General features: G+C 57.8%; 19 protein-coding genes and 4 tRNA genes. 11 read left to right on the top strand and 12 right to left on the bottom strand.

The window, feature by feature from the left end; translation table 11 throughout:
* Nucleotides 1-9 precede the first annotated feature (9 nt).
* Together ACVOK8_RS04350 and ACVOK8_RS04345 are read left to right on the top strand one after the other, a co-directional pair.
* The gene (locus ACVOK8_RS04350; RefSeq protein ID WP_481565736.1) at nt 10-684 is read left to right on the top strand and encodes a glutathione S-transferase family protein; all 675 of its coding nucleotides are present in this window, start codon (nt 10-12) and stop codon (nt 682-684) included.
* Nucleotides 681-1,748 (top strand): LLM class oxidoreductase, encoded by a 1,068-nt coding sequence (locus ACVOK8_RS04345; protein WP_481565735.1) that lies wholly within the window; start codon nt 681-683, stop codon nt 1,746-1,748. The genes ACVOK8_RS04350 and ACVOK8_RS04345 overlap by 4 nt, the downstream gene beginning before the upstream one ends.
* A gap of 282 nt (nt 1,749-2,030) precedes the next feature.
* Here ACVOK8_RS04345 and ACVOK8_RS04340 read toward each other — a convergent pair whose 3' ends face one another.
* Complete coding sequence (locus ACVOK8_RS04340; RefSeq protein WP_481565734.1) at nt 2,031-3,080, bottom strand: NAD(P)-dependent alcohol dehydrogenase; 1,050 nt, start codon at nt 3,078-3,080, stop codon at nt 2,031-2,033.
* A 127-nt stretch (nt 3,081-3,207) separates the two neighbouring features.
* Between ACVOK8_RS04340 and ACVOK8_RS04335 the strand changes: the two genes are divergently transcribed.
* On the top strand, nt 3,208-4,095 hold the full coding sequence (locus tag ACVOK8_RS04335; protein ID WP_481565733.1) for a LysR family transcriptional regulator: 888 nt from the start codon (nt 3,208-3,210) through the stop codon (nt 4,093-4,095).
* A gap of 82 nt (nt 4,096-4,177) precedes the next feature.
* Here the strand turns inward: ACVOK8_RS04335 and ACVOK8_RS04330 are convergent, their stop codons facing one another.
* From ACVOK8_RS04330 to ACVOK8_RS04320, 3 genes are all read right to left on the bottom strand, one after another.
* Complete coding sequence (locus tag ACVOK8_RS04330) at nt 4,178-5,275, bottom strand: zinc-binding dehydrogenase (protein ID WP_481565732.1); 1,098 nt, start codon at nt 5,273-5,275, stop codon at nt 4,178-4,180.
* A gap of 335 nt (nt 5,276-5,610) precedes the next feature.
* Nucleotides 5,611-6,510, bottom strand: a complete 900-nt coding sequence (locus tag ACVOK8_RS04325; RefSeq protein ID WP_481565731.1) for an AraC family transcriptional regulator — start codon at nt 6,508-6,510, stop codon at nt 5,611-5,613.
* A gap of 175 nt (nt 6,511-6,685) precedes the next feature.
* Nucleotides 6,686-7,000, bottom strand: a complete 315-nt coding sequence (locus ACVOK8_RS04320; RefSeq protein ID WP_481565730.1) for a hypothetical protein — start codon at nt 6,998-7,000, stop codon at nt 6,686-6,688.
* Nucleotides 7,001-7,202: 202 nt separating this feature from the next.
* Between ACVOK8_RS04320 and ACVOK8_RS04315 the strand changes: the two genes are divergently transcribed.
* Nucleotides 7,203-7,460, top strand: a complete 258-nt coding sequence (locus ACVOK8_RS04315) for a hypothetical protein (RefSeq protein WP_481565729.1) — start codon at nt 7,203-7,205, stop codon at nt 7,458-7,460.
* A gap of 66 nt (nt 7,461-7,526) precedes the next feature.
* On the opposite strand, the gene ACVOK8_RS04310 is transcribed toward ACVOK8_RS04315, so the two are convergent.
* The gene (locus tag ACVOK8_RS04310; RefSeq protein WP_481565728.1) at nt 7,527-8,207 is read right to left on the bottom strand and encodes a response regulator; all 681 of its coding nucleotides are present in this window, start codon (nt 8,205-8,207) and stop codon (nt 7,527-7,529) included.
* A 597-nt stretch (nt 8,208-8,804) separates the two neighbouring features.
* The gene (locus ACVOK8_RS04305; RefSeq protein WP_481565727.1) at nt 8,805-9,989 is read right to left on the bottom strand and encodes an EAL domain-containing response regulator; all 1,185 of its coding nucleotides are present in this window, start codon (nt 9,987-9,989) and stop codon (nt 8,805-8,807) included.
* A 303-nt stretch (nt 9,990-10,292) separates the two neighbouring features.
* On the opposite strand from ACVOK8_RS04305, the gene ACVOK8_RS04300 reads away from it, so the two are divergent.
* Nucleotides 10,293-13,265, top strand: a complete 2,973-nt coding sequence (locus ACVOK8_RS04300) for a hybrid sensor histidine kinase/response regulator (protein WP_481565726.1) — start codon at nt 10,293-10,295, stop codon at nt 13,263-13,265.
* Nucleotides 13,266-13,361: 96 nt separating this feature from the next.
* Here ACVOK8_RS04300 and ACVOK8_RS04295 read toward each other — a convergent pair whose 3' ends face one another.
* Nucleotides 13,362-13,760 carry a hypothetical protein gene (locus tag ACVOK8_RS04295; protein WP_481565725.1) on the bottom strand — a complete coding sequence of 133 codons (399 nt, stop codon included), beginning with the start codon at nt 13,758-13,760 and terminating at the stop codon, nt 13,362-13,364.
* A 235-nt stretch (nt 13,761-13,995) separates the two neighbouring features.
* On the opposite strand from ACVOK8_RS04295, the gene ACVOK8_RS04290 reads away from it, so the two are divergent.
* From ACVOK8_RS04290 to ACVOK8_RS04275, 4 genes are all read left to right on the top strand, one after another.
* Nucleotides 13,996-14,071, top strand: a tRNA-Ala gene (locus ACVOK8_RS04290).
* A gap of 51 nt (nt 14,072-14,122) precedes the next feature.
* Nucleotides 14,123-14,198: transfer RNA gene (locus tag ACVOK8_RS04285), tRNA-Glu, on the top strand.
* 134 nt (nt 14,199-14,332) lie between these two features.
* A tRNA-Ala gene (locus ACVOK8_RS04280) sits at nt 14,333-14,408 on the top strand.
* Between the two features lie 51 nt (nt 14,409-14,459).
* A tRNA-Glu gene (locus tag ACVOK8_RS04275) sits at nt 14,460-14,535 on the top strand.
* 3 nt (nt 14,536-14,538) lie between these two features.
* Here the strand turns inward: ACVOK8_RS04275 and ACVOK8_RS04270 are convergent.
* Nucleotides 14,539-14,829, bottom strand: coding sequence for a hypothetical protein (locus ACVOK8_RS04270; RefSeq protein WP_481565724.1), 291 nt, complete (start codon nt 14,827-14,829; stop codon nt 14,539-14,541).
* Between the two features lie 243 nt (nt 14,830-15,072).
* On the opposite strand from ACVOK8_RS04270, the gene ACVOK8_RS04265 reads away from it, so the two are divergent.
* Complete coding sequence (locus tag ACVOK8_RS04265) at nt 15,073-15,303, top strand: hypothetical protein (RefSeq protein ID WP_481565723.1); 231 nt, start codon at nt 15,073-15,075, stop codon at nt 15,301-15,303.
* Between the two features lie 77 nt (nt 15,304-15,380).
* Here the strand turns inward: ACVOK8_RS04265 and ACVOK8_RS04260 are convergent, their stop codons facing one another.
* Nucleotides 15,381-15,647, bottom strand: a complete 267-nt coding sequence (locus tag ACVOK8_RS04260; RefSeq protein WP_481565722.1) for a hypothetical protein — start codon at nt 15,645-15,647, stop codon at nt 15,381-15,383.
* A 112-nt stretch (nt 15,648-15,759) separates the two neighbouring features.
* Here ACVOK8_RS04260 and ACVOK8_RS04255 point away from each other — a divergent pair, with 112 nt between their 5' ends.
* Nucleotides 15,760-16,287 carry a hypothetical protein gene (locus ACVOK8_RS04255; RefSeq protein WP_481565721.1) on the top strand — a complete coding sequence of 176 codons (528 nt, stop codon included), beginning with the start codon at nt 15,760-15,762 and terminating at the stop codon, nt 16,285-16,287.
* Between the two features lie 217 nt (nt 16,288-16,504).
* On the opposite strand, the gene ACVOK8_RS04250 is transcribed toward ACVOK8_RS04255, so the two are convergent.
* From ACVOK8_RS04250 to ACVOK8_RS04240, 3 genes are read right to left on the bottom strand one after another with little or no spacing between them, the layout of a single operon-like run.
* Nucleotides 16,505-17,188 (bottom strand): MAE_28990/MAE_18760 family HEPN-like nuclease, encoded by a 684-nt coding sequence (locus ACVOK8_RS04250; protein WP_481565720.1) that lies wholly within the window; start codon nt 17,186-17,188, stop codon nt 16,505-16,507.
* Nucleotides 17,188-18,273, bottom strand: coding sequence for a GmrSD restriction endonuclease domain-containing protein (locus ACVOK8_RS04245; RefSeq protein WP_481565719.1), 1,086 nt, complete (start codon nt 18,271-18,273; stop codon nt 17,188-17,190). The genes ACVOK8_RS04250 and ACVOK8_RS04245 overlap by 1 nt, the downstream gene beginning before the upstream one ends.
* Nucleotides 18,270-19,541: a hypothetical protein gene (locus ACVOK8_RS04240; RefSeq protein ID WP_481565718.1), complete on the bottom strand. Its 1,272-nt coding sequence runs from the start codon at nt 19,539-19,541 to the stop codon at nt 18,270-18,272. Before ACVOK8_RS04240 ends, ACVOK8_RS04245 begins: the two co-directional genes overlap by 4 nt.
* Nucleotides 19,542-19,635: the final 94 nt, after the last annotated feature.

Below are 19,635 nucleotides of genomic sequence, written 5' to 3'. Positions count from 1 at the left end.
CCGCGCCCCGTGGCGTGCAATGCGCACGCCCTCAACAAGGACAATTTAGTGTCAGGCCCATCACTTCATCTCTACACCGACAGCTCGCCAAACGGCTTCAAGATAAGCATCGCGCTGGAAGAGCTCGAACTGCCCTATCAACTGCATCACGTGCGCATAGCCGACGGCCAACACCGGCACCCGGATTTCCTGAAGCTGCACCCGCATGCACGCATTCCGGTATTGGTGGACGAATCCGCCGGCGTCACCGTTTTCGAATCGGCCGCCATCCTGCTTTATCTGGCAGACAAGAGCGGCCGCCTTCTGCCAAAAGAGCCGATCGCACGATGGGAGGCGCTAGCCTGGCTGATGTTCCATGCCGCCAGCGTTGGACCGATCCTTGGCCAACGGGTGCACTTCGAGATGTTCGCCAGCGAACCGCTTCCGGCAGCCATTGAGCGCTATCGACGCTTGAGCAATGAGTTTTTCGCGACCCTGGATCAGCGCCTGGCTGACCGGCCTTGGCTGGCCGGAACCGAATACTCCATTGCTGACATCGCCGGCTTCGGCTGGACGCATATCGCCCGGGTCATCGACCTCGACTTCAGCGCCTATCCGCACTTGAGCGCTTGGCACGCCCGTGTCGCCGCGCGGCCGGCAGTGCAGCGCGGCGTACTTATCCCTGAACCGGCGACCGGCCCATGAAAGAGAACCAGAACATGCACTCCTTGAACAACAGCATCGCCATGCAACCAACACTCAAAGGCGCCTCCGCCCCCGCATTTGCGAGTCATCGCGGTTACCAACGAATGTTCCGTCAGGACATGTTGAGCCTTGGCATCTTCCTGCCGCTGCGCTTCTATCGCGGTGACATGCAAGTCCTGGCCGGACAGTCAGCGCTGGTTGGTCAACTTGATCGTGCCGGCTTCGCCGCGGTCTGGGTCCGTGATGTTCCTTTGTTCGACCCCTTGTTCGGCGATGCCGGGCAAATCTTCGACCCGTTCACCTACCTGGCGTTCCTTGCTGCACAGACCGAGCACATCGCCTTGGCCACCGGCAGCGCCATCTTCTCCCTGCGGCACCCCATTGACCTGGCCAAGTCCGCAACCACTATTGACCAATTGTCCGGCGGCAGGCTGGTGATGGGTATCGCTTCGGGCGACAGGCCGGTTGAGTTTCCAGCGTATGGCATCGACCACGGCCAGCGAGCCGAGCGCTTCGCAGATGCGGTCAACTACGTCCGCGGACTGATGCAGCCGGGCATGGTGAACATCAACTCGCGCCTGGGTAGCGCCCAAGGCGTTGAACTGCTGCCCAAACCGGTGGCCGGCACCGTGCCGCTGCTGGTAACCGGAACGTCGCGGCAATCGCTGCCTTGGGTTGCCGAACATGCCGATGGCTGGCTGACCTACCCGGACGCCACCCACCACGCCGCCGGCCCGAAACGCCTGGCCGAGAAAATACGTGCCTGGCGCGGGCTGATCGAGGATGGCGGGTTCCGTCCACATGTCACCAATGAGTGGATCGATCTGGTGGACGATCCCAATCACCCCAGAACCCCTATCGATGGCGGCTACACCTTGCGGACAGGCCGCAACGGCCTGATCGATCTGCTCGGCGAATGGCAGCATGCGGGCGTCAATCATGCCGCCCTGGGAATCCAGTTCAGTCAGCGCCCGCCGCAGGACGTCCTGCAGGAACTGTCGGAGTTTGTGCTTCCCCTGTTCCCTTCGCATGATGCGCCCGAGCGGCCAGTGATTCGCTGGTAGCGCTGACGTCAAGTTGCCGGATTGCGCTGCGTCCGGCAGGCAGGCATATCTGACCACCAACAGTCCTTGGTGCCTTGAACCACGAAAGTGCGTTGGCTGGTTTCCTACGGAAGATACGGGCGCCGCGCGCTGATCCGCGTGATCAGCAATATGCACTCGGCCCAGCGGCCTGGCCATCTCTGTGGTGAAAGCCGACGCCAGCCATGGTGCATGGTGAGACTTCACTGCAGCGCTGGCCGTCACGACCAACGCTGCAGATGATCATCGAGTCGACAACCCGGCTCAGCCAGCCATGGTGGCGTTATCGATCACGAAGCGGTACTTGATGTCGCCCTTGAGCATACGCTCATAGGCTTCGTTGATTTCCTCGGCACGGATCAGCTCGATATCCGCCACGATCCGGTGCTTTGCACAGAAATCCAGCATTTCCTGAGTTTCCGGAATGCCGCCGATCAGCGAGCCGGCCAGGGTACGGCGCTTCATGATCAGGTTGAACACATTGGGGGACGGGTGCGGCGTCGCTGGCGCGCCAACCAACACCATTGCACCGTCGCGCTTGAGCAGCGCCAGGAAGGCATCGAGGTCGTGCGGCGCTGCCACGGTGTTGACGATCAAGTCGAACTGATTGGACTTGGCAGCCATCGCCGCCGGGTCGCGCGACACCACCACTTCATCCGCGCCCAGCGCCAGAGCCGCCTCGCGCTTGGATTCGGAAGTGGTGAAGGCGACCACATGCGCGCCCATCGCATGGGCCTGCTTGATACCCATATGGCCCAGACCGCCAATGCCGACCACGCCCACGGTCTTGCCCGGGCCAGCGTTCCAATGGCGCAGCGGCGAGTAAGTGGTGATGCCGGCACACAGCAGCGGCGCGACGGCAGCCAACTGATCCTCCGGATGACCAATGCGCAGCACATAGCGCTCATGGACCACGATTTCCTGCGAATAACCGCCCAGCGTCCAGCCCGGTGCATCCGCGGTCGCACCGTTATAGGTGCCAACCATGCCATCGCAGTAGTTCTCCAGCCCGGCGTCGCAGTCGTCGCAGTGCTGGCAACTGTCGACGATGCAGCCGACCCCGACCAGATCTCCTGGCTTGAAGCCACTTACGTGCGCACCGACCGCCGCAACCCGGCCGACGATTTCATGGCCTGGCACGCAGGGGTACTGGGTACCTGCCCACTCGGAGCGCACCTGGTGCAGGTCGGAATGGCAGATGCCGCAATAGGCGATGTCAATCTGCACATCATGCGCACCGGGCGCGCGGCGGCTGATATCCATCGACTCCAGCGGCTTGTCGGCGGCATAGGCGCCATAGGCTTTGACAGACATGGGAACTCCGGCAGTGACTTTGGGGGTTGGCAGCCATTGTCCATCGGGATGACTCGGTTGAAAAGGTAATCAATGCTTCTAGCCACTATTAGCTGAACTAATCAATCGACCATGCCACACTGCCGCCATGGCACGACGTAACCTCAATGACCTGCTGGCTTTTGTCACCGTCGCCCGTGAAGGGAATTTCACCCGCGCAGGCGCGTTGCTGGGTGTGTCGCAGTCCGCGCTGAGCCAGGCCATCAAGGCGTTGGAAGAGCGGTTGCAGATACGCCTGCTCACCCGTACCACCCGCAGCGTCTCGCCCACTCCGGCAGGCGAAAGGCTGCTGCTGGCCATCGGCAATCGCTTCGACGAGATCGAAGCCGAACTTGATGCCCTCACGGAACTACGTGACAAACCAGCCGGCTCGCTGCGCCTGACCTGTGGCGACCACTCGCTGCAGACCATCCTGCTGCCCAAGCTGCTGCCGTTGATGCACCGCTACCCGGACATCCGCATTGAGTTTGACGTCAGCTACGCGCTGCGCGACATCGTCGCCGATCGCTTCGATGCCGGCGTGCGGCTGGGCGAGAGCATCGACAAGGACATGATTGCCTTGCCGATCAGCCCCAAGGTGCGCATGGCGGCGGCGGCATCACCGGCTTATTTCGAGAACAACCCTATCCCCAAAGTTCCGGCCGACCTGACCCTGCACAACTGCATCAACATCCGCTTCGCTACGTCGGGCGGCATGTACGTCTGGGAATTTGAGCGCAACGGCAGGCAGGTGAACGTGCGCGTGGAAAGCCAGGCGGTATTCAACACCTCACCGCCGATGGTGCAGGCGGCGCTGGATGGCCTGGGTATCACCTTCCTGCCAGAGGAGGAGTTTGGCACTCATATCGAGCAAGGTCGGCTGATCCGTGTGCTGCAGAACTGGTGCCCACCTTTCCCCGGTTACCACCTGTACTACCCCAGCCGCCGCCAACACTCGGCGGCATTCGCACTGGTGGTTGACGCGTTGCGCATATGAACTGCAATGGGCTGTCGACGCAGCCCGCATGGCAGTGCGAGTAGGCACCGCAAAAAGCACTGAGGTGTGCCCCTATTCGCCATCAGTGCTCGAAGTCGGTAATTACCACGCGGGCAATCGAGCCGTTCTTCAGTTCCTCATAGCCTTCATTGATCTGCGACAGCGCGATGCGCTTTGATACCAGCCCGGCCAGGTTCAAGCGCCCGGCCAACGCCATGTCCGCGTAAAACGGTATGTCGCGCTTGAGGTTGGACGACCCCATGTAAACCGTCTCGATCCGGTTCTGGTTGAAAAGCAAGCTGAACGTTTGCAGCTCTAGACTTGTCGCACCGTTGCCAACGCCAATGAGGTAGATGCCACCGCCCTTGCCCAACATCTGCAAGCCTTGTTCTATCACTTGGCGTATTCCGACGACGTCAAACACATAGTCCGCTCCTGACGGTATCAGCGCTTTTACTGCCGCAACCGGATCAACCTGGCTGGAGTCAACAACATCGGTTGCGCCGAACTCCTTGGCCCGCGCCAACTTGCCGGCGGCAACATCGACGGCGATGATCCGGGAAGCACCTGCAAGCACCGCACCGCCGATGACACTGAGACCAACCCCACCGGCACCGATGACGACGACGGTCTGTCCGTGCTGCACATTGGCGGTATTGAGCACGGCCCCAGCACCAGTAAGCACCCCGCAGCCAATCAACGCTGCTTGCTCGAAGGGCAGCGCTTTTGGCACCAAGGCAATCTGATTTTCGTGTACCAGCACCTGTGCCGCAAAGCCGCCAAGTCCGTACCCTTGATTCACCGCAGTGCCGTCCGGGTCGCGCAGGCGCGGATGCTCACTTTCTCCGCGCAAGGTCGCTTCGGGGTGCAGGCAGCCATGGGTATGGCCAGAGAGGCACTGTACGCACTTGCCACAGAACTGGATCAAACTGGCGACCACGTGATCACCCACGCTGAACTCACTGACGTCGTCGCCAACGGCCGCAACAACACCTGCGACTTCGTGCCCGAGTACCAGTGGCGTTGCGTAACCTAGCCCTGTGCTTGCGACCGTAAGATCGCTGTGACATAGACCCGAGGCTTTTACATCGATAAGCACCTCGCGGCCGAGTGGTTGATCCAGCAGTAGATCCTGCACAGCAAAGGTGCCCCCAATGGAATTGACAACAGATGCTTTCATGATGAGATCCCTGCAGTTGGAGGTGGATGCGTTGTGGAAGTTGTAGGTGGTGGACCAAGGCAGCAGATCACCTGGACCAAGGAGATAAGTAGATGCTGCCTTCGTTCGCCGACCACCGTTGGCCCTGGTTGCTCAGCCCGCCTTTGCGCCGGATCAAACTCTTAAGAGTCCGCCAGCGTCTTCTGCCGCAACTCGGTCGACTGCACGCCAGCTACAGCGGCGTCACATAGGGCAGCAGATTAGGGGCAAGCCATATGGCTGCGATAGCCCGATATCGCCAGATTCTTGCCTCATCCGGTCAATCTTGGGTGCCCTGCGACACCAGGGTACAGGCATCACCTGGCTCGACTGGGCGACAATACGCTGTCGCGAAACGCGATAGCGTCACGCGAGGGCGCGACGCCAAACAACCTTTTGTACTCACGACTGAACTGGGAAGGGCTTTCGTAGCCGACAGCGAACGCAATATTCGCAGTGCTGTCTTCCTGCACGACCAAACGGCGTCGCGCCTCCTGCAACCGCAGTCGTTTCTGGTACTGCAAAGGGCTCATGCCAGTCAACGCTTTGAAGTGGCGATGCAGCGTAGACAGGCTCATCCCCGCGCTTCTTGACAGTGCTTCAATCTGCATCGGCAATGCGTACTCGCGCTGGATCTGGCTGATCGTGTTGCCTATCCGTGCCAGCCTGCTGTCGGATAAAGCGAGCTGCCTCAGCAGTGCACCCTGACCGCCAAGCAGTAGCCGGTACAGAATCTCCCGCTCATACAGGGGGGCCAGCGCCGGGATATCGGCTGGCCGGTTCAGCAGCCCCACCAAGCGTGCCAGTGGATCAAGCAGTTCATCGCGCAGATCGTCTACGACCTTGCCAACGGGTGACTGGGCTGCATGCACCTGCTCGCCCATCTCCAACAGGACCGTAGCCAACATGGCCGGAGCCAAGGTCAGAGCGACCCCAAGAAAGGGCTGCGTGGGACTTGCCTGGCGGACCTCCCCGGTCATCGCTAGATGCACCGATGTCACCGCATAGCGCTGCGCAGACAGCTCGAATGACTTCCCACCGAGGCGCATCCGTGCCTGGCCTTGGGCAATCACCAGCAGCCACGCCTCGTGAAACACTTCAGAAGCGGCGCTGACGCTCTCGGAGCGCATCAGCGCAACCCGTGGAATAAGCGTAGGGGTAACGCCGGCATCACCGTGCCGGGCAATTGCTTGCTGCAGTTCCATCACGCTGGCCATGCCATCAGCTTAGTCAGCAGGCAGTGGAATGGAATGACCGAAACCCGCATTTTACAGAGTTCGTGATGGTGACCCGCGCGTCTGTCAGCATCGGTGCAGCCCTATTGCCTGCACCAAAACCGAACTGGCGGGTTGAACCCGTAAGAGCCAGCTGTGCCCCCGGGCGGGTGTTCACTCACTTGAGCACTAGTTTTCCTTTGCTGTGATGCCGTCGTACCAGCTCTTCCAGATAGATATCCAACGCAGCGCGGGCATCCTCGGAAGTCTCTTTGTTCTTCAGTGCCCAACTCAAACGATCCATCAACACCGGGTCACGGCAATTATCCAGGCTGCTTTCATCCCATTGCCGGGCTTTGCGATAGCGCTTGGCACGCTCGGCTTGTGATAGCGGTGTGTCGTACAGTCGCGGCCGGCCACGGCGTTTTGCAGGTGCGGGCGCAGCCCCGTTTGCGTCTTCGGTGCTGTTGTCGTCAACCATTGTCTTGCCCATTCCAGATCGGACCCAATAATAAAGTGATACATCACTTTTTGCGCGGTGTTTTGTCGCAGTCCGTCCGGCACCGGGATTTCGGCAGCCAAGTTGCAGGCTCCCGTTGTGAGCCAGATCCGAAATCGATTGGACAACCAAAAGGCAATACCGGAAAGCTTTATTGGGACGGGTCCTATGGCTGCACCGGACCGCTTATCACAACATGAGCAAATTCTTGTGCGGCGCCAATGCGCCGCTCGCATACGTGCATTTGCTTTTGAGCTGCGGCTGGGAACATACAAAGATGGACAAAAAAACCGCGGACGTAAGACGGCTGCTTATCGATTTCGCCCGACTGTCAACGCTCCAGAAAAATCTGTTTCTGGAGACGCTCAACCTTTTCATGTACGCCTCTCCACAACGCAGGCGCAAGATCATGTTGCAGTGGGAGTCCGGGAAAAGCGGGCTGGACATGGATTGATACTGCCCAATGCAAAAGCGGAAAAACGCACCGGCTAAACACCAAAAAACGTTGACTTTCGCTTGCTCAAGATGCGGCTGGTGTACCACCTGAAGACGTCACCAGACCGTTTTCCATAGCGTAGCGCAGCAGATCAACATCCTTCTCGATGGATAGTTTTTCCATCGCGCTGGCTTTCTGCGTACTGATGGTCTTCTTGCTGCGGTGCAGGCGCTCGGCAATCTCATTGACCGTCAGGCCCGAGGCATAAAGCCTCACAACTTCGGACTCACGGATGCTCAATATGCCGGCAGGGTTGCGGCTGCGCCTGTTGAACTCGATCCCCTGCACCACCTTCTCGATGGTGGGCGAGTAATACTTGCCCCCACTCTGCGCCGCGTGCACTGCCGGCACCAGGTGCGTCAACGCATCCGATTTACTGACAATGCAGGCCACCCCTTGGGTCAGCAGAGTATGCAGCACCGCCGGGTTATCCAGCATTGTGAGCACCACCAACTTCACCTGCGGGTAGCGCCTGGCAATCATGCCAAACAAAGCAATCCCATCGCCAAAGTCGCCAGCGGGCATCGCATAGTCCGAGATCACGACATCGCATGCCACGCCACCGAGCAGCGCCATCAGTTCAGTAGAATCGGCAGCGGTCCCGACAAGGTCGAGGGTATCCACTGATGACAGCTCGTACTTGACCCCGGCGATCATGCCCGGGTGATCGTCGGCCAAGACCACTCTGATCTTGAAACCACTCATGGCGAAGCTCTCCGTGAAGTGCGCTGGCAGCTGGCCAATCCAAGCTGAGGGGGCATCCCCTGCCCTGCAAGGCACGTCAGGACAGAATTTATGTCACATCACCCTCAAAGACAAAGACTTATGAGTAAAGAGTCGATGTTTTTCCCAAACAGAGGCCTAGCGGCTCATCGTCAAGCCACCGGCTTACATCGAGCTCGGGACAAGCCCTACAAGACAGGGACCGGTGGCAGCCTCGCCGACAGCCGCCATTGCGACCTTGCGCTCCCTGTTGCCCGAACTACTCCAGCAACCGGAACCCAAGGCGGCAAACGGCACCTCGGCGTCTGCCAGGTATCCCATTCCCTCGTCGGCGCCACTTTGGCATGTACTCACCAAGCGAGCACCCGGAAATCTGAGCATCCCACCTCGCGGCACTGGCTCCTACAGAGGTGGCACAACGCCGGACAGGGCCTCCTGATGCCGCTCCCCCCGGCCTAGCGGCAAGGCCGGGGGATTCAAGCTTTCGATCTGGGAACGAGGCACGGGCCTTGGAACGAGGATCTTGGCTCCCACCCCCCGGGGCTGTCGCGTTAACCCGTCTTCACCGCTCGCGCCCGTTCATTTCTGGTCAGCAATGTACTGCACGTACTCTGCTTTGGGCATGGCGCGACTGTGCAGATATCCCTGGGTGCTGTGACAACCCAGACTGCGGACCATATCCAGATCCATATAGGTCTCCACGCCTTCGACAACCACGGTGGCGACCATCTGCCGCCCCATTGCAATGGTGCTGGCAAGCAGGCAGCGGGCATGAGCATGCTCGCGAGCCTCCACCAACATGCTGCGGTTGACCTTCAACTCGTTGAACGGCACCTGCAGCAACCTGTCCAATGAAGAGTCACCGCTACCAAAATCATCAATGGCGCAGTTGAAACCCCGCAACCGCAGCTGGGCAACAGCGCCAGCCAGCACCGGGTTGCACAGTTCGCCGCCGTCCTCAGTGATCTCGATAACCACCCGGCTCGGATCAACACCGGCGTGGTAGGCATGGTCGGCAACAGACTGCGCCCAGTGCACGCCGGTCGCAACACGTGCGGGAACATTGACCGCAATCAACAGCGAGGATTCCTTATCCTCGACGGCAATACAGTCAAACGCGCAGGACAACATGTAGTCAGTGAGGGATTCAAGCAGTCCTTCGCGTTCGATTGCGGGAAGAAACTCAGCCGGCGCCAACACAGAGCCATCGGCCCGATGCCAACGCGCCAACACCTCGGCGCCGCGCAACACACCTGTGATGGCGCAATGTTGAGGCTGGAAGTAGGCTTGGATCTGTTGATCCAGCAACGCCGCGCGCAACTCCTCACGCGAGAACCTGCGCGCTTCGGACTCAGCCGGTACCAATCTGTCTTCGACTGGCGCCGCCAGCTCGACGGATACAGCGATGATCTTCCGGATCTGCTCCGCCTTCAGTGGTTTACGCAGTGCCGCGACCACGGTGAGGCCTAGATGCGACGCATAGGCAGAAGCGGCGTTCAGAATGCGACTGGGCTGGCTGCTGATGATTGCAAGACGAGCCTTGCGACACCGCTCGGCCAGCAGATCGATCACTTGCAGACCAGTGAGGTCGGTAAGGTCCAGATCGAGGACCACCAGGTCCCAGCTCCGGTCGCGCAACGCAGCCACCGCACAGGTCCCGTCGAGAACCGAAACTACCTCGGACACGCCTGATTGACGCAGCACCTTGACCATCGGAAGATGCTGAAGTTCATTGCCATCAACCACCAGCACGCTCTGGATCATCTGGGTTTCCGGTCGTGGCGACACAAATTGTGCGAGAGCGTTCATGGGTGCTGTCTCCACGCCAGGAGCGGCGATATCAGGGAAGGGGCTGCTTTCAATGACGCCATTGTTCCAGCGCAGCCATCCGGCCTACATCGGCCTAGTCCGAATATTCCCCCTGTGCCTTTCAGGCAAGGCCGTGAAACCGGGCTTTTCACCTCCAGCGGGGGCAACAACCAATCGTGAGTGGAATCTCAAATGGTCTCTGAGACAGACACCGCAAAGGGCGTGCCCAGCTCCCAACCACCAGCCCGGGCAAATGCATTGAAGCTGCTGAGCCGACACCAGCGCAGCCTGCTCTACGTGGGCGGCATCGTGACCACATTGATCCTTGCCGCAGTCACAGCTGTGGTCATCCACTCGCAGATCAAGGACTACATCGCGGAACGAAACGCCGACCAGACCAGCCGGCGGATCGCATTGCAATCGGCCTTCGCGGTACGTGAGGGTGCGATGCGCATCACCACCGCACAAGAAGAGTACGCCTGGGAGTCACGCCAAAAGCCCAACCCTGAACTGGTCAACAGGTTCAGCCAGAAGCGCGGCCGGATGACCATGCAGCGCTCGGCCAATTCGCCACACGTACTTATCCTGGGCGACCTGGATCAGGGCCGTGCGCTGGAGGGCTTCGCGCCCTACCTCAAGTTGGCCGATGAGGTCAGCCATCAGGCAGGCACCTTCGCACGCGCACTCACGGCGTCGATCTACTTTTCAAACCCCGACCGGACCTTTCTGGGGGCGGGGCCCCTTCCCGACAGCAACCTGCTGGCGAAGCACGCAAACGAATCCACCGCCGCCCTCATCCAGCGATTTACGCCAGATCAAGCGCCGCCAAGTGCCAACGACAACCAGCAGTCGGCACCTGCTGGACCTGCATGGTTGCCCGTTGCAAACGACCCTCTCACCGGCAAGCCCTCTTTACTTTTGCGCCAGCAGGCCTTTACCCACGCACAACCGTTTGCGGTGTTCGTTGCTTCCTATCCCGTCGAACTCGTCACAACATCGCTCAACTCGACGCAGGTTGACGAGTTCTGGTTGATTGCCAACCCTCAGGGCGATTTATTCCTCGGCTCCCAGCAGCCCAATGTCCGCGAACTCGCACAGTTCCCAGTCCATAACTGGGCAGCCGGCGCACCTGCGGACAAACGCGGCAGGTTCGAGGAGATGGATGGGCGTTTTGTTGCCACCGATCCGGTATCCACCGCCAATGCTGGCTGGTACTTGATCCACACCTTCTCATGGCAAACCATCATCACCGCGCTATGGCCAACCTTGCTCGCCTATGTCGCTGCAATGCTGCTGGCGGTAGGATTTGTCTGGGCGGTCCTGCTGCTGATAGAAAGAAAGGTTTTCCGCCCCGGTTACGTGCGCTCGGAGCGCATCATCGAAAGCGAGAACCTCAATCGGACAATGGTCGAGACCGCGCCGTTCGGCCAAGTGCTGATTTCGCCTTCGACTGGTGAGGTTCTGCTGAAAAACTCGGTCATGGCCTCATATGCGGACGCAAGGACTGATTCCAAACGACCGTTGCACCTAGAATTCCTCGACGCGTTCCGAGCACATGATGCCAAGTCCATCGCATCTCCGGGCGTCGAGTTGAACATCCAGACCGGCGACGGTGCTGACTGCGCCTTGCTGGTGAGCATAGTCCCCAGCAAGTACCGGGGAACGGATGTCCTGCTATGCAACTTTACCGACATCACCCTGCGCAAGAAGGTTGAGCAGGAACTGGAGAGCGCCCGTGCAGCGTCGCAGGCTGCAAATGAAGCCAAGTCGACCTTCCTGGCAATCATGAGCCACGAGATCCGCACCCCGATGAACGCGATCCTGGGCAACCTTGAGCTGTTGGAACGCACTACGTTGACCGCAGAACAAACCAGTCGACTACACGCTGTCACCTCTTCGTCCTCTGCTTTGCTGAATATCATCAATGACATTCTGGACTTCTCCAAGGTTGAGTCCGGGCAGATGACAATTGAGTCGATACCGTTCGATCTGAGGCAGGTCGCACAGGAGTGCATCGACATGTTCCTGCCTATGGCCCAGGCCAAAGGACTGGAAATCGACTTTATTGTTGACGATGGCCTGTTGCCTCGCTACTTGGGTGACCCCAGCCGCATTCGGCAGATCATCTTCAACCTGATCAGCAATGCAATCAAATTCACCGAGGCTGGTGACGTACTGGTTGAAGTCTACCTGCAGGACGATGAAGTCAGCGATTCGCCGATTGTGCTCGGCGTAAGCGATACCGGTATCGGCATGACCGCAGCGCAGCAGGCGTCGCTGTTCACCACGTTCTCCCAGGCGGACTCCAGCATTGCCCGTCGCTATGGCGGCACCGGGCTGGGGCTTGCACTGTGCAAACGCCTTGCGGAACTCATGCAAGGCGGCATCCAGGTCAAGAGCACGCCACGCAAGGGCAGCACCTTCATCGTGACCTTGCCACTATCACTACCGGATGCCCTCGCGGCACTTCCGGACCAGTACAGGCCACCCGTTGCAGCGGGCGTTGCGCAGAGCGCCGCGCTGCATGTCCTGGTGGTCGATGACCATCCTGCAAATCGGAAGCTGCTGCAACTGCAATTGGAAACATTGGGCTGCAGCGCAAGTGCGTTCGAAGACTGCGGCGCTGCGATAGCTACCTTCAATGGCCAGAACTACGATTTGATCCTGACCGATCTGAACATGCCTGGCATGGATGGCTTCGCGCTTGCCCGCTACCTGCGCCAGCGCGGAGTGACCACTCCCATCATTGCGGTGACCGCACATGCCTCGGACCGTGACAGGTCCCGCAGCAAGGAAGCTGGTATCAACAGCATCCTCATCAAACCGGTTCTGCTGGAAGCGCTGCGTGCAAGGCTGGCTGAAATAGACAACAACTGTCCGGCTCTGCAAAGCGACCATGGGCAGCGGGACATTGCCAAAGGGGCGCTACCACCAGAGGTGCACATGCCACTACTGAGCTCCTTGGAGGAATCAGTCGTCGCCATCAAGCAATCCCTGCAGCCGATGTCCGAGGACGGCACATCAGCAATCAGCGACGAGCGGTCCGACGTTATCGGAAAACACCTTCACTCTCTGCGCGGCGCATTCGCCTTCATTCACGAGGTAGCCATCGCCCAGCGCTGCGTGGCAATGGAGCAATTGCTCGAGCAAGGAGACATGGACAAGCTGCAACAATCGCTGCTTGAGCTTGATGCCGCTGCCCATGCAACACTTGAACGCCGGCGCCAGTGAGTCAAATGTGGCGCAGGCCGCGAGCAGTGCCTCACAAGCAAGCCGAGCGCCGGAATTCAGCAGAGCCACCGCTGAGGGGTCTTCAATTCATCCTGGCTACCTGCACACCTGATGCACCTTGTTGTCCCAGAAACTCGACATGGCGAAATCGCGCCTCAAACCAGCTTTGGCGTAAGCCTTGTCGCGCCCTTGCCGTGCCTTCTCGCAGGCATTCACTTTCGGCGCAGTCTCGGCATGTCGACGTCCGGGTCGAGCGCCCAGCACTGCTGATCGCTTGTCCCGTTGCAGCTGAAGTTGTAACGCCTCCAGCCGTTTGCGCGCGGCCTCGTCTACTGGAGCAACAGTTGCGTTCCAACGCTTCAGCTCCAGCCCATCACAGGGCAGCGATTGATAGGAGTGGCCTTCGGCAGCCTGGCACTTGTAGACCAAGAGCCCTGTTTCAACACCAGCGCCGCCTAGCAGGCAGCTCCACACGACATAGGCAAGAGATGCCACGACCGACACTCCGACTGACCTGACCCGCACCCAGCTTGGCAGTTCGGCATAACCAACGAAGCAGGCATTCAACAAGGCCTGGTGTCGGCCTTGTCCGCTGCGGAGCACAGGGCGAGCCTGCGGAGCCTTTCAGCCCAATCTCATTGGACGAAGAAATTTCTTCACAAATCGCTTGCGGGAAATGTGAAGCCCCGCTATTATTTCTTTCTCGGCAACGACGTAACAACGTTTCACCGGGGCCATAGCTCAGCTGGGAGAGCGCCTGCATGGCATGCAGGAGGTCAGCGGTTCGATCCCGCTTGGCTCCACCAAATCCGGACATTAGGCCGTCTGGATTGTCGACAATTTGATGAGTATAACGCGTCCCCATCGTCTAGAGGCCTAGGACATCACCCTTTCACGGTGGCGACCGGGGTTCGAATCCCCGTGGGGACGCCATTCATCAGGTACAAACGGACCCAGCCGTATCGGGTCTTTTTTTATCGAAGCAATCTTCCCAAGAGATTGCACGGAAGAAGAAAAAGCTTCCATTTCGATAAAAGACCGCTATAATGACGGGCTAGCAACAACGTGGGGCCATAGCTCAGCTGGGAGAGCGCCTGCATGGCATGCAGGAGGTCAGCGGTTCGATCCCGCTTGGCTCCACCAATTCAGGCCTTAGGCCGCCTGAATCTACAACTTGAGATTTAAAGAATACGCGTCCCCATCGTCTAGAGGCCTAGGACATCACCCTTTCACGGTGGCGACCGGGGTTCGAATCCCCGTGGGGACGCCATTTTTAGAAAGCTCCGAGAAATCGGAGCTTTTTTTTGCCTGAAGGTTTTGCTGGCAGTGCAATCCCCTGCCCGCCCGGGTTGAGCTCATCAACCTGCAATCTGACGACCGTGTTGTTATTCGCACCATTCAACCAGTGCGACGTCCTGCGATACCGCGCTTTTGTAGGGGCGGCGTCAGCCGCGAAGCCCTGTATCTGCCAGGCATCAGACTGATCGGCAACTTGGGTGACGCCGGTTTTATGATTGCGCCATTCCTGCGGGTTGATGTGCCGTGGAGGCAGCTTGCCGAGCATGGCTCTGCACTACGATCCGGGCATTGCAAAATTGGTAATCGCGCCCCGACATCTGCAGGCAAAGACTGACATCGTCTACGCAGATCCAACCGGCGGTTCCAATTGCCAGCGCTATCCCTGCGAGGTGATGCACTGGGTAGAAAGCCTCTGCCGAGCATGGCTCGGCACTACAGTGGATTCCCTGCAGCAGAAGTAGCCGCGTTCCGAAGTTTGCAGGCCATGAGCCGCAGCGGCAATGCAGGCATGACTGACATCTCGCAGCCAGCCCACTCAAGCATCGCCGATGCCCGTCAGCATCTACTCATTGGTAGAAGTGAATGCTCAGTCCAGATCGATGATTACGGAGCAGGCGCCGAAATTGCGGAAACGATTCCTCAATTTCAGGCAAAGAAAAAGGCACCCAAGGGTGCCTGTTTTCTCTGGTGCCGAAGGGGGGATTCAGCAACAGGTGCGCCATTTCTTTCAAGTTGTTGATTGTACAGAGAACATGCCCTCGTGTGGTACCGAGTTGGCACACTCAAATGGCACATCCCCGGCATGGAAAGACTCGCTTATGGAGCCAATAAACCACGAGACTTCAGTCGCGCCAGCATCCGCTTGAAGGATTTCTTTGACCACGGACGCTTCCGTTGGGTGAGGTGACCATTGGCATTTAGCCAAGCTCGCCAAAGAGCCTTGTCGTTGCCGTCCTCAGCATGGTCAATTTCGCCGCGCCGCATGGCAGATAGCAGTGCCTGATAGACCGATGTCGCGTGCTCATCGGCACTTAGCTGAAGCTGACGGGTCGCTGCGGTTGTGTCTGTATTGCGCACAGCCATGAAGTTTGGGTTGCCACCTGGTCTCGCCATAACTCTTCTATTTGCGGAATGTCCCCCCTCGAGAAGATACCTGTGAGAGCACAAACGCACAACGCTCTTGAAGGCACAGGCAATGGACGACACAACGTATTCGAGAACAGAATTTCAACGACAAGCAGCAGACTGGCTCCTTAGCGCCGAGCACAACGCTATGGTGACGCTCACCTTCAGCGGCGACACAGGCGTCAGCTATAAGCTGGCAGAAAAGGCATTTGGAAGCTTTGCGCACAAGCTGAAATGCCACCTGTTCGGTGAAAATTCCAAGAAGCGAATATCTATGTGTCCAATAGTTGAGGACTTCGGCGGCGAAATGATGTGGAGTACATCCGCCACTGAAACTCGACAGGGAACGCACATCCATTGCCTTATGCGCCTCCCTGGCTGTCCGATGAGCTACAAGGAAGTAGTCCGGAAGCTATGGAGGGCCTCAGGGAAGTTGTGCGGAGACCCAAAAGTGAACTGTCCGAATAGAGACGATTGGTTCATCGAGTTGGACGACGCCCACAACAAGAACGAGATGACTCACTACGTTCTGAAGAAGTGCGACGGCAACTTCGATGGAGTGCTTGTAATGTTTATGCCCATTCGACCTACGACTTAAGAACTGGATTCACTTCGCAGGAGGCGCCCGCCTCAGGCATATCGCCACCACACAGCTCAGGGGAGTCAGCTCTCCCCTGATTTATCTATGTCAGATTTCCACACGCAGGCACATCGACCTGTAAGAAACTCAGCCTACTTGTTCAGGAACCCCAGCATTGCAATCCAGTGGCTTAGCTTCACTGGTGACTCAAACATCTAAAGACCAAAGCAAGGCACTACGCTTCAACTACGTCTAGTGCTACACGGTGTTCCTCTCTCATGTAGAACCGCCCCTCAATCGCAGTCAGCAACGTCGCTTCGAGGGCAATCATCAGTGCAAGTACCAAGTCCTTGTACTCGTTTACATCAGACTCATCGAGAGACTGGTCACGCCCACCATGCGCAATGTTGTTCCGCCGATTCACCAAAGCATCCAACTTAATTTTATGCTCCATGAGTGCGGACAGGTCTAGGCACAAAGCAACCGTAATCTCCTCCAGAACACGAAAGGTAAGATTTGACTTCGTATCAACCTCACGTTCACGCCTGTCGAAAACAAGCCTGTCCGTCAGGGCAGAAAAGAACCTATCAACCAGTTCCACTCGCTTGGCATGCTCCACGTTGTGCGAGAACTTCCTAAAGGAACTTGCCCATGCATATGCGAGCAATGGGGTAGCGGTCTCTGCTTGGGGAATTTGCTTTGACTCTATGTACTCAATGTAGAGCTGCAGAGCTTCTTTAGCGAACCCTTCCCAAATCGCGTAAATCATGGGCACGGCCATGCGGCAGCCGTGCTCATGCAAAACAGTTCCTCGCAAGGATTGCACGACACGCTGAGTTTCAGTCAGGGTCCGCCTTCTTCGGTCAAGGCAGTCAGCAATTCCTTGCTCAAGCACTGAGACTGTAGTGGTCATGTCCATTAAGCCGTCAGCTTCTCTGTCGCGATTTCCAAGCGTTTTGTAAGGCGAGGACGCGTATTCCCCCCCGACCCGACGACCTTCTTAAACTCCTCGTCCGTCTTGATGCTGTTGAGCCGCAGCCGAAGCTCATCTGCCCCCATGCCTTCAACAACGTCGATGTTCCTAGCAACCGCAACAGCGAGCGCCTCAAAGATGTACACCGAGAACTCCCCCGACGGAGCATCATTCTTGAGATGCTTCCAGGCACCCGCCTGCAATGCTTCCGAAATCACTTTGAAAGTTCTGACAAAAATCGCATCTTCAACATCTACGTCAAAAGCCAATTCGCCAGCCACAATCTTGTGCACATAGTTGGTGATGAATGGCTCAACGTCATGCCTGAAGCTATCTAGGTCGTTCTTCAAGGCAAAGAACCTTAGTACTAAGCCCCTGTCATATAGCGAATTGAGCTTGTGCTTAGAAATCTCGAGCGTGGCGGAGAACTCCGGATTCTTTGCTAACTCATCGAAATGCTCCATGAGTTTCGGCGCTTCAGCTCGGAAGATACAATTCCGAATTTCCTGGTCGGTAAGCCTCACACCGCCAGTATTCAACCGTTCGAAAAGGTCGTACTTCATCCTCTTCCCGCTCCCGACCTTAATAACCTCGACACGGCAGCCTGCACGCCTTAAAGATAGTCTTGACCGCAAGCTGAGGTCTTCAATCGCTAGTCCATCAAGGGCAGGAAGGGCAGCCCCCTCAGTGGCAACAAGCCGCGACGGCGGCAGCCTCTGCCCATCGGCGTCCTTGAGCACCCCAAAGAACTCCAGAACCGTAGACAACCGCTGAAGGCCATCCACAAGTTCCCAGACACCATCTTCGGTCTCGGCAACAAAAATGGCAGGAGTAGGAATCCCAAGCAGAAGCGACTCAACGAACCTCCCCTTCTGCGCAGCTTTCCACCGAAACAACCGCTGATAATCGGGCGCAACGATTAGCTCGTCGTTCTCATACATGTTAGCGAACTCACCGAACGTCATATCGAGCTTGTCGGTACGAATCTCGATGCGACGCTCATCAATGAGCTTGTCCAAGGCAGCACTCATCGTTGCACTCCGCTCCCTTTTGCCTTCTTTGTCAGAAGCACGATGCTTTCTTCGTATGTCTTGTTCCGCATGTAAGCACTCGATTTTGGGTTCATCTGCGAAAAAGCTCTATTCACCTTGGTCACACCTGCAATACTTGACTCAAAGCCTACGCTCCTAGCTTCAGAGACATACAATTTAGGTAAATCGACATACACCTCCTTGTAGTAGGAGCTTTGCACAATCAACGCTGCCGCTCCTCCCGGCTTAAGAACTCGCATAATTTCATGAAGGGAGGCATGACAATCTGAAAAATACTGGGCATAAGTGCGGTGATAGTACGTGGATGAAGCCTTGCTCGGATGGCTCTTGATAGATTTCAGAAGAGAGCGAACTTCTTTGGAAAAAGCTACATCCGAGGGCGCCTCTCCCACGGCTCGCGAAAGCGGAGTCCCCATCGCATTCAAACGTAACGCGCGGTAATCATCGGCATCCTCAGACACACCGAGTGCAGCCAATTCGAACGACGTCCCTTTGGCATAGTCAATGCGTGTGCAATACGGCGGCGACGTAAGAACGAAGTCGATACTTGCGTCCTGAATCGGTAGTCTTTTGCTGTTAGCCAGCTCAACAACCGCACTGCCTCCGCGCGCTATTCCCGAGCCAGCCTTCTCCAAGTCCTCGGCCATCATCTTGACTTGTAACGCCCACTCCCTCTCTATGTGACCAGATTGGTAGCGACGAGGCACGCCCGCAGACCTACTCCATGTTGGATTTGAACTCGGCTTGAATGAGGCAATAGACCTCCCCGCCCTGATGAGGGCAAGCATGAGAAATGAAGCAAGCGGAGGAATCGCTGAGTCAGCGGGAGACAACAACAAGCCTTCAGACGAAGACGAAAGCTCTCTCAAAATGCCATTCTGGATTGCCCGAAACCGCTTAACAGCAGCCTTGGGAAGCCAGGTCAGCAAGGGGTCATCGGATAGAACTCGAACATCAACAGACTCCTTCGCAAGATGTTGGACAAGCCCGTGAACATGCAAAGCGTCTTGTACATTTGCAGATTTAGCTGCTGCTGTCAGAGTAGCTACAGGATTGATGTCACATCCGTAGGCGATATGTCCCAACTCGATTGCCGCCCTAGTGGTAGTCCCGCTCCCATTCCATGGGTCGAGAACCCGAAGTTGCCGCTCCCCAAGCGACGCAGCATGAATAAGCGCACGAGCAAAATTCTCTGTATAGCCCGCGTAGTAAGGCAGCCAGTGCTCAAGCCCACCCAACTTGTTCACGTCCCGCTTAGCGGTCAACGCTGATGCCGCCCGAATGATGCTATGGCTTGCTACGGCGTCTTGTCCCGCGCAGCTGTGTGTTCGTGAAACCGGG

It is taken from the genome of Stenotrophomonas sp. STEN083 (genome assembly GCF_056759195.1).
Note: the sequence above shows the minus strand (reverse complement) of the source record. Positions and strands in the feature narration are given on the sequence as shown.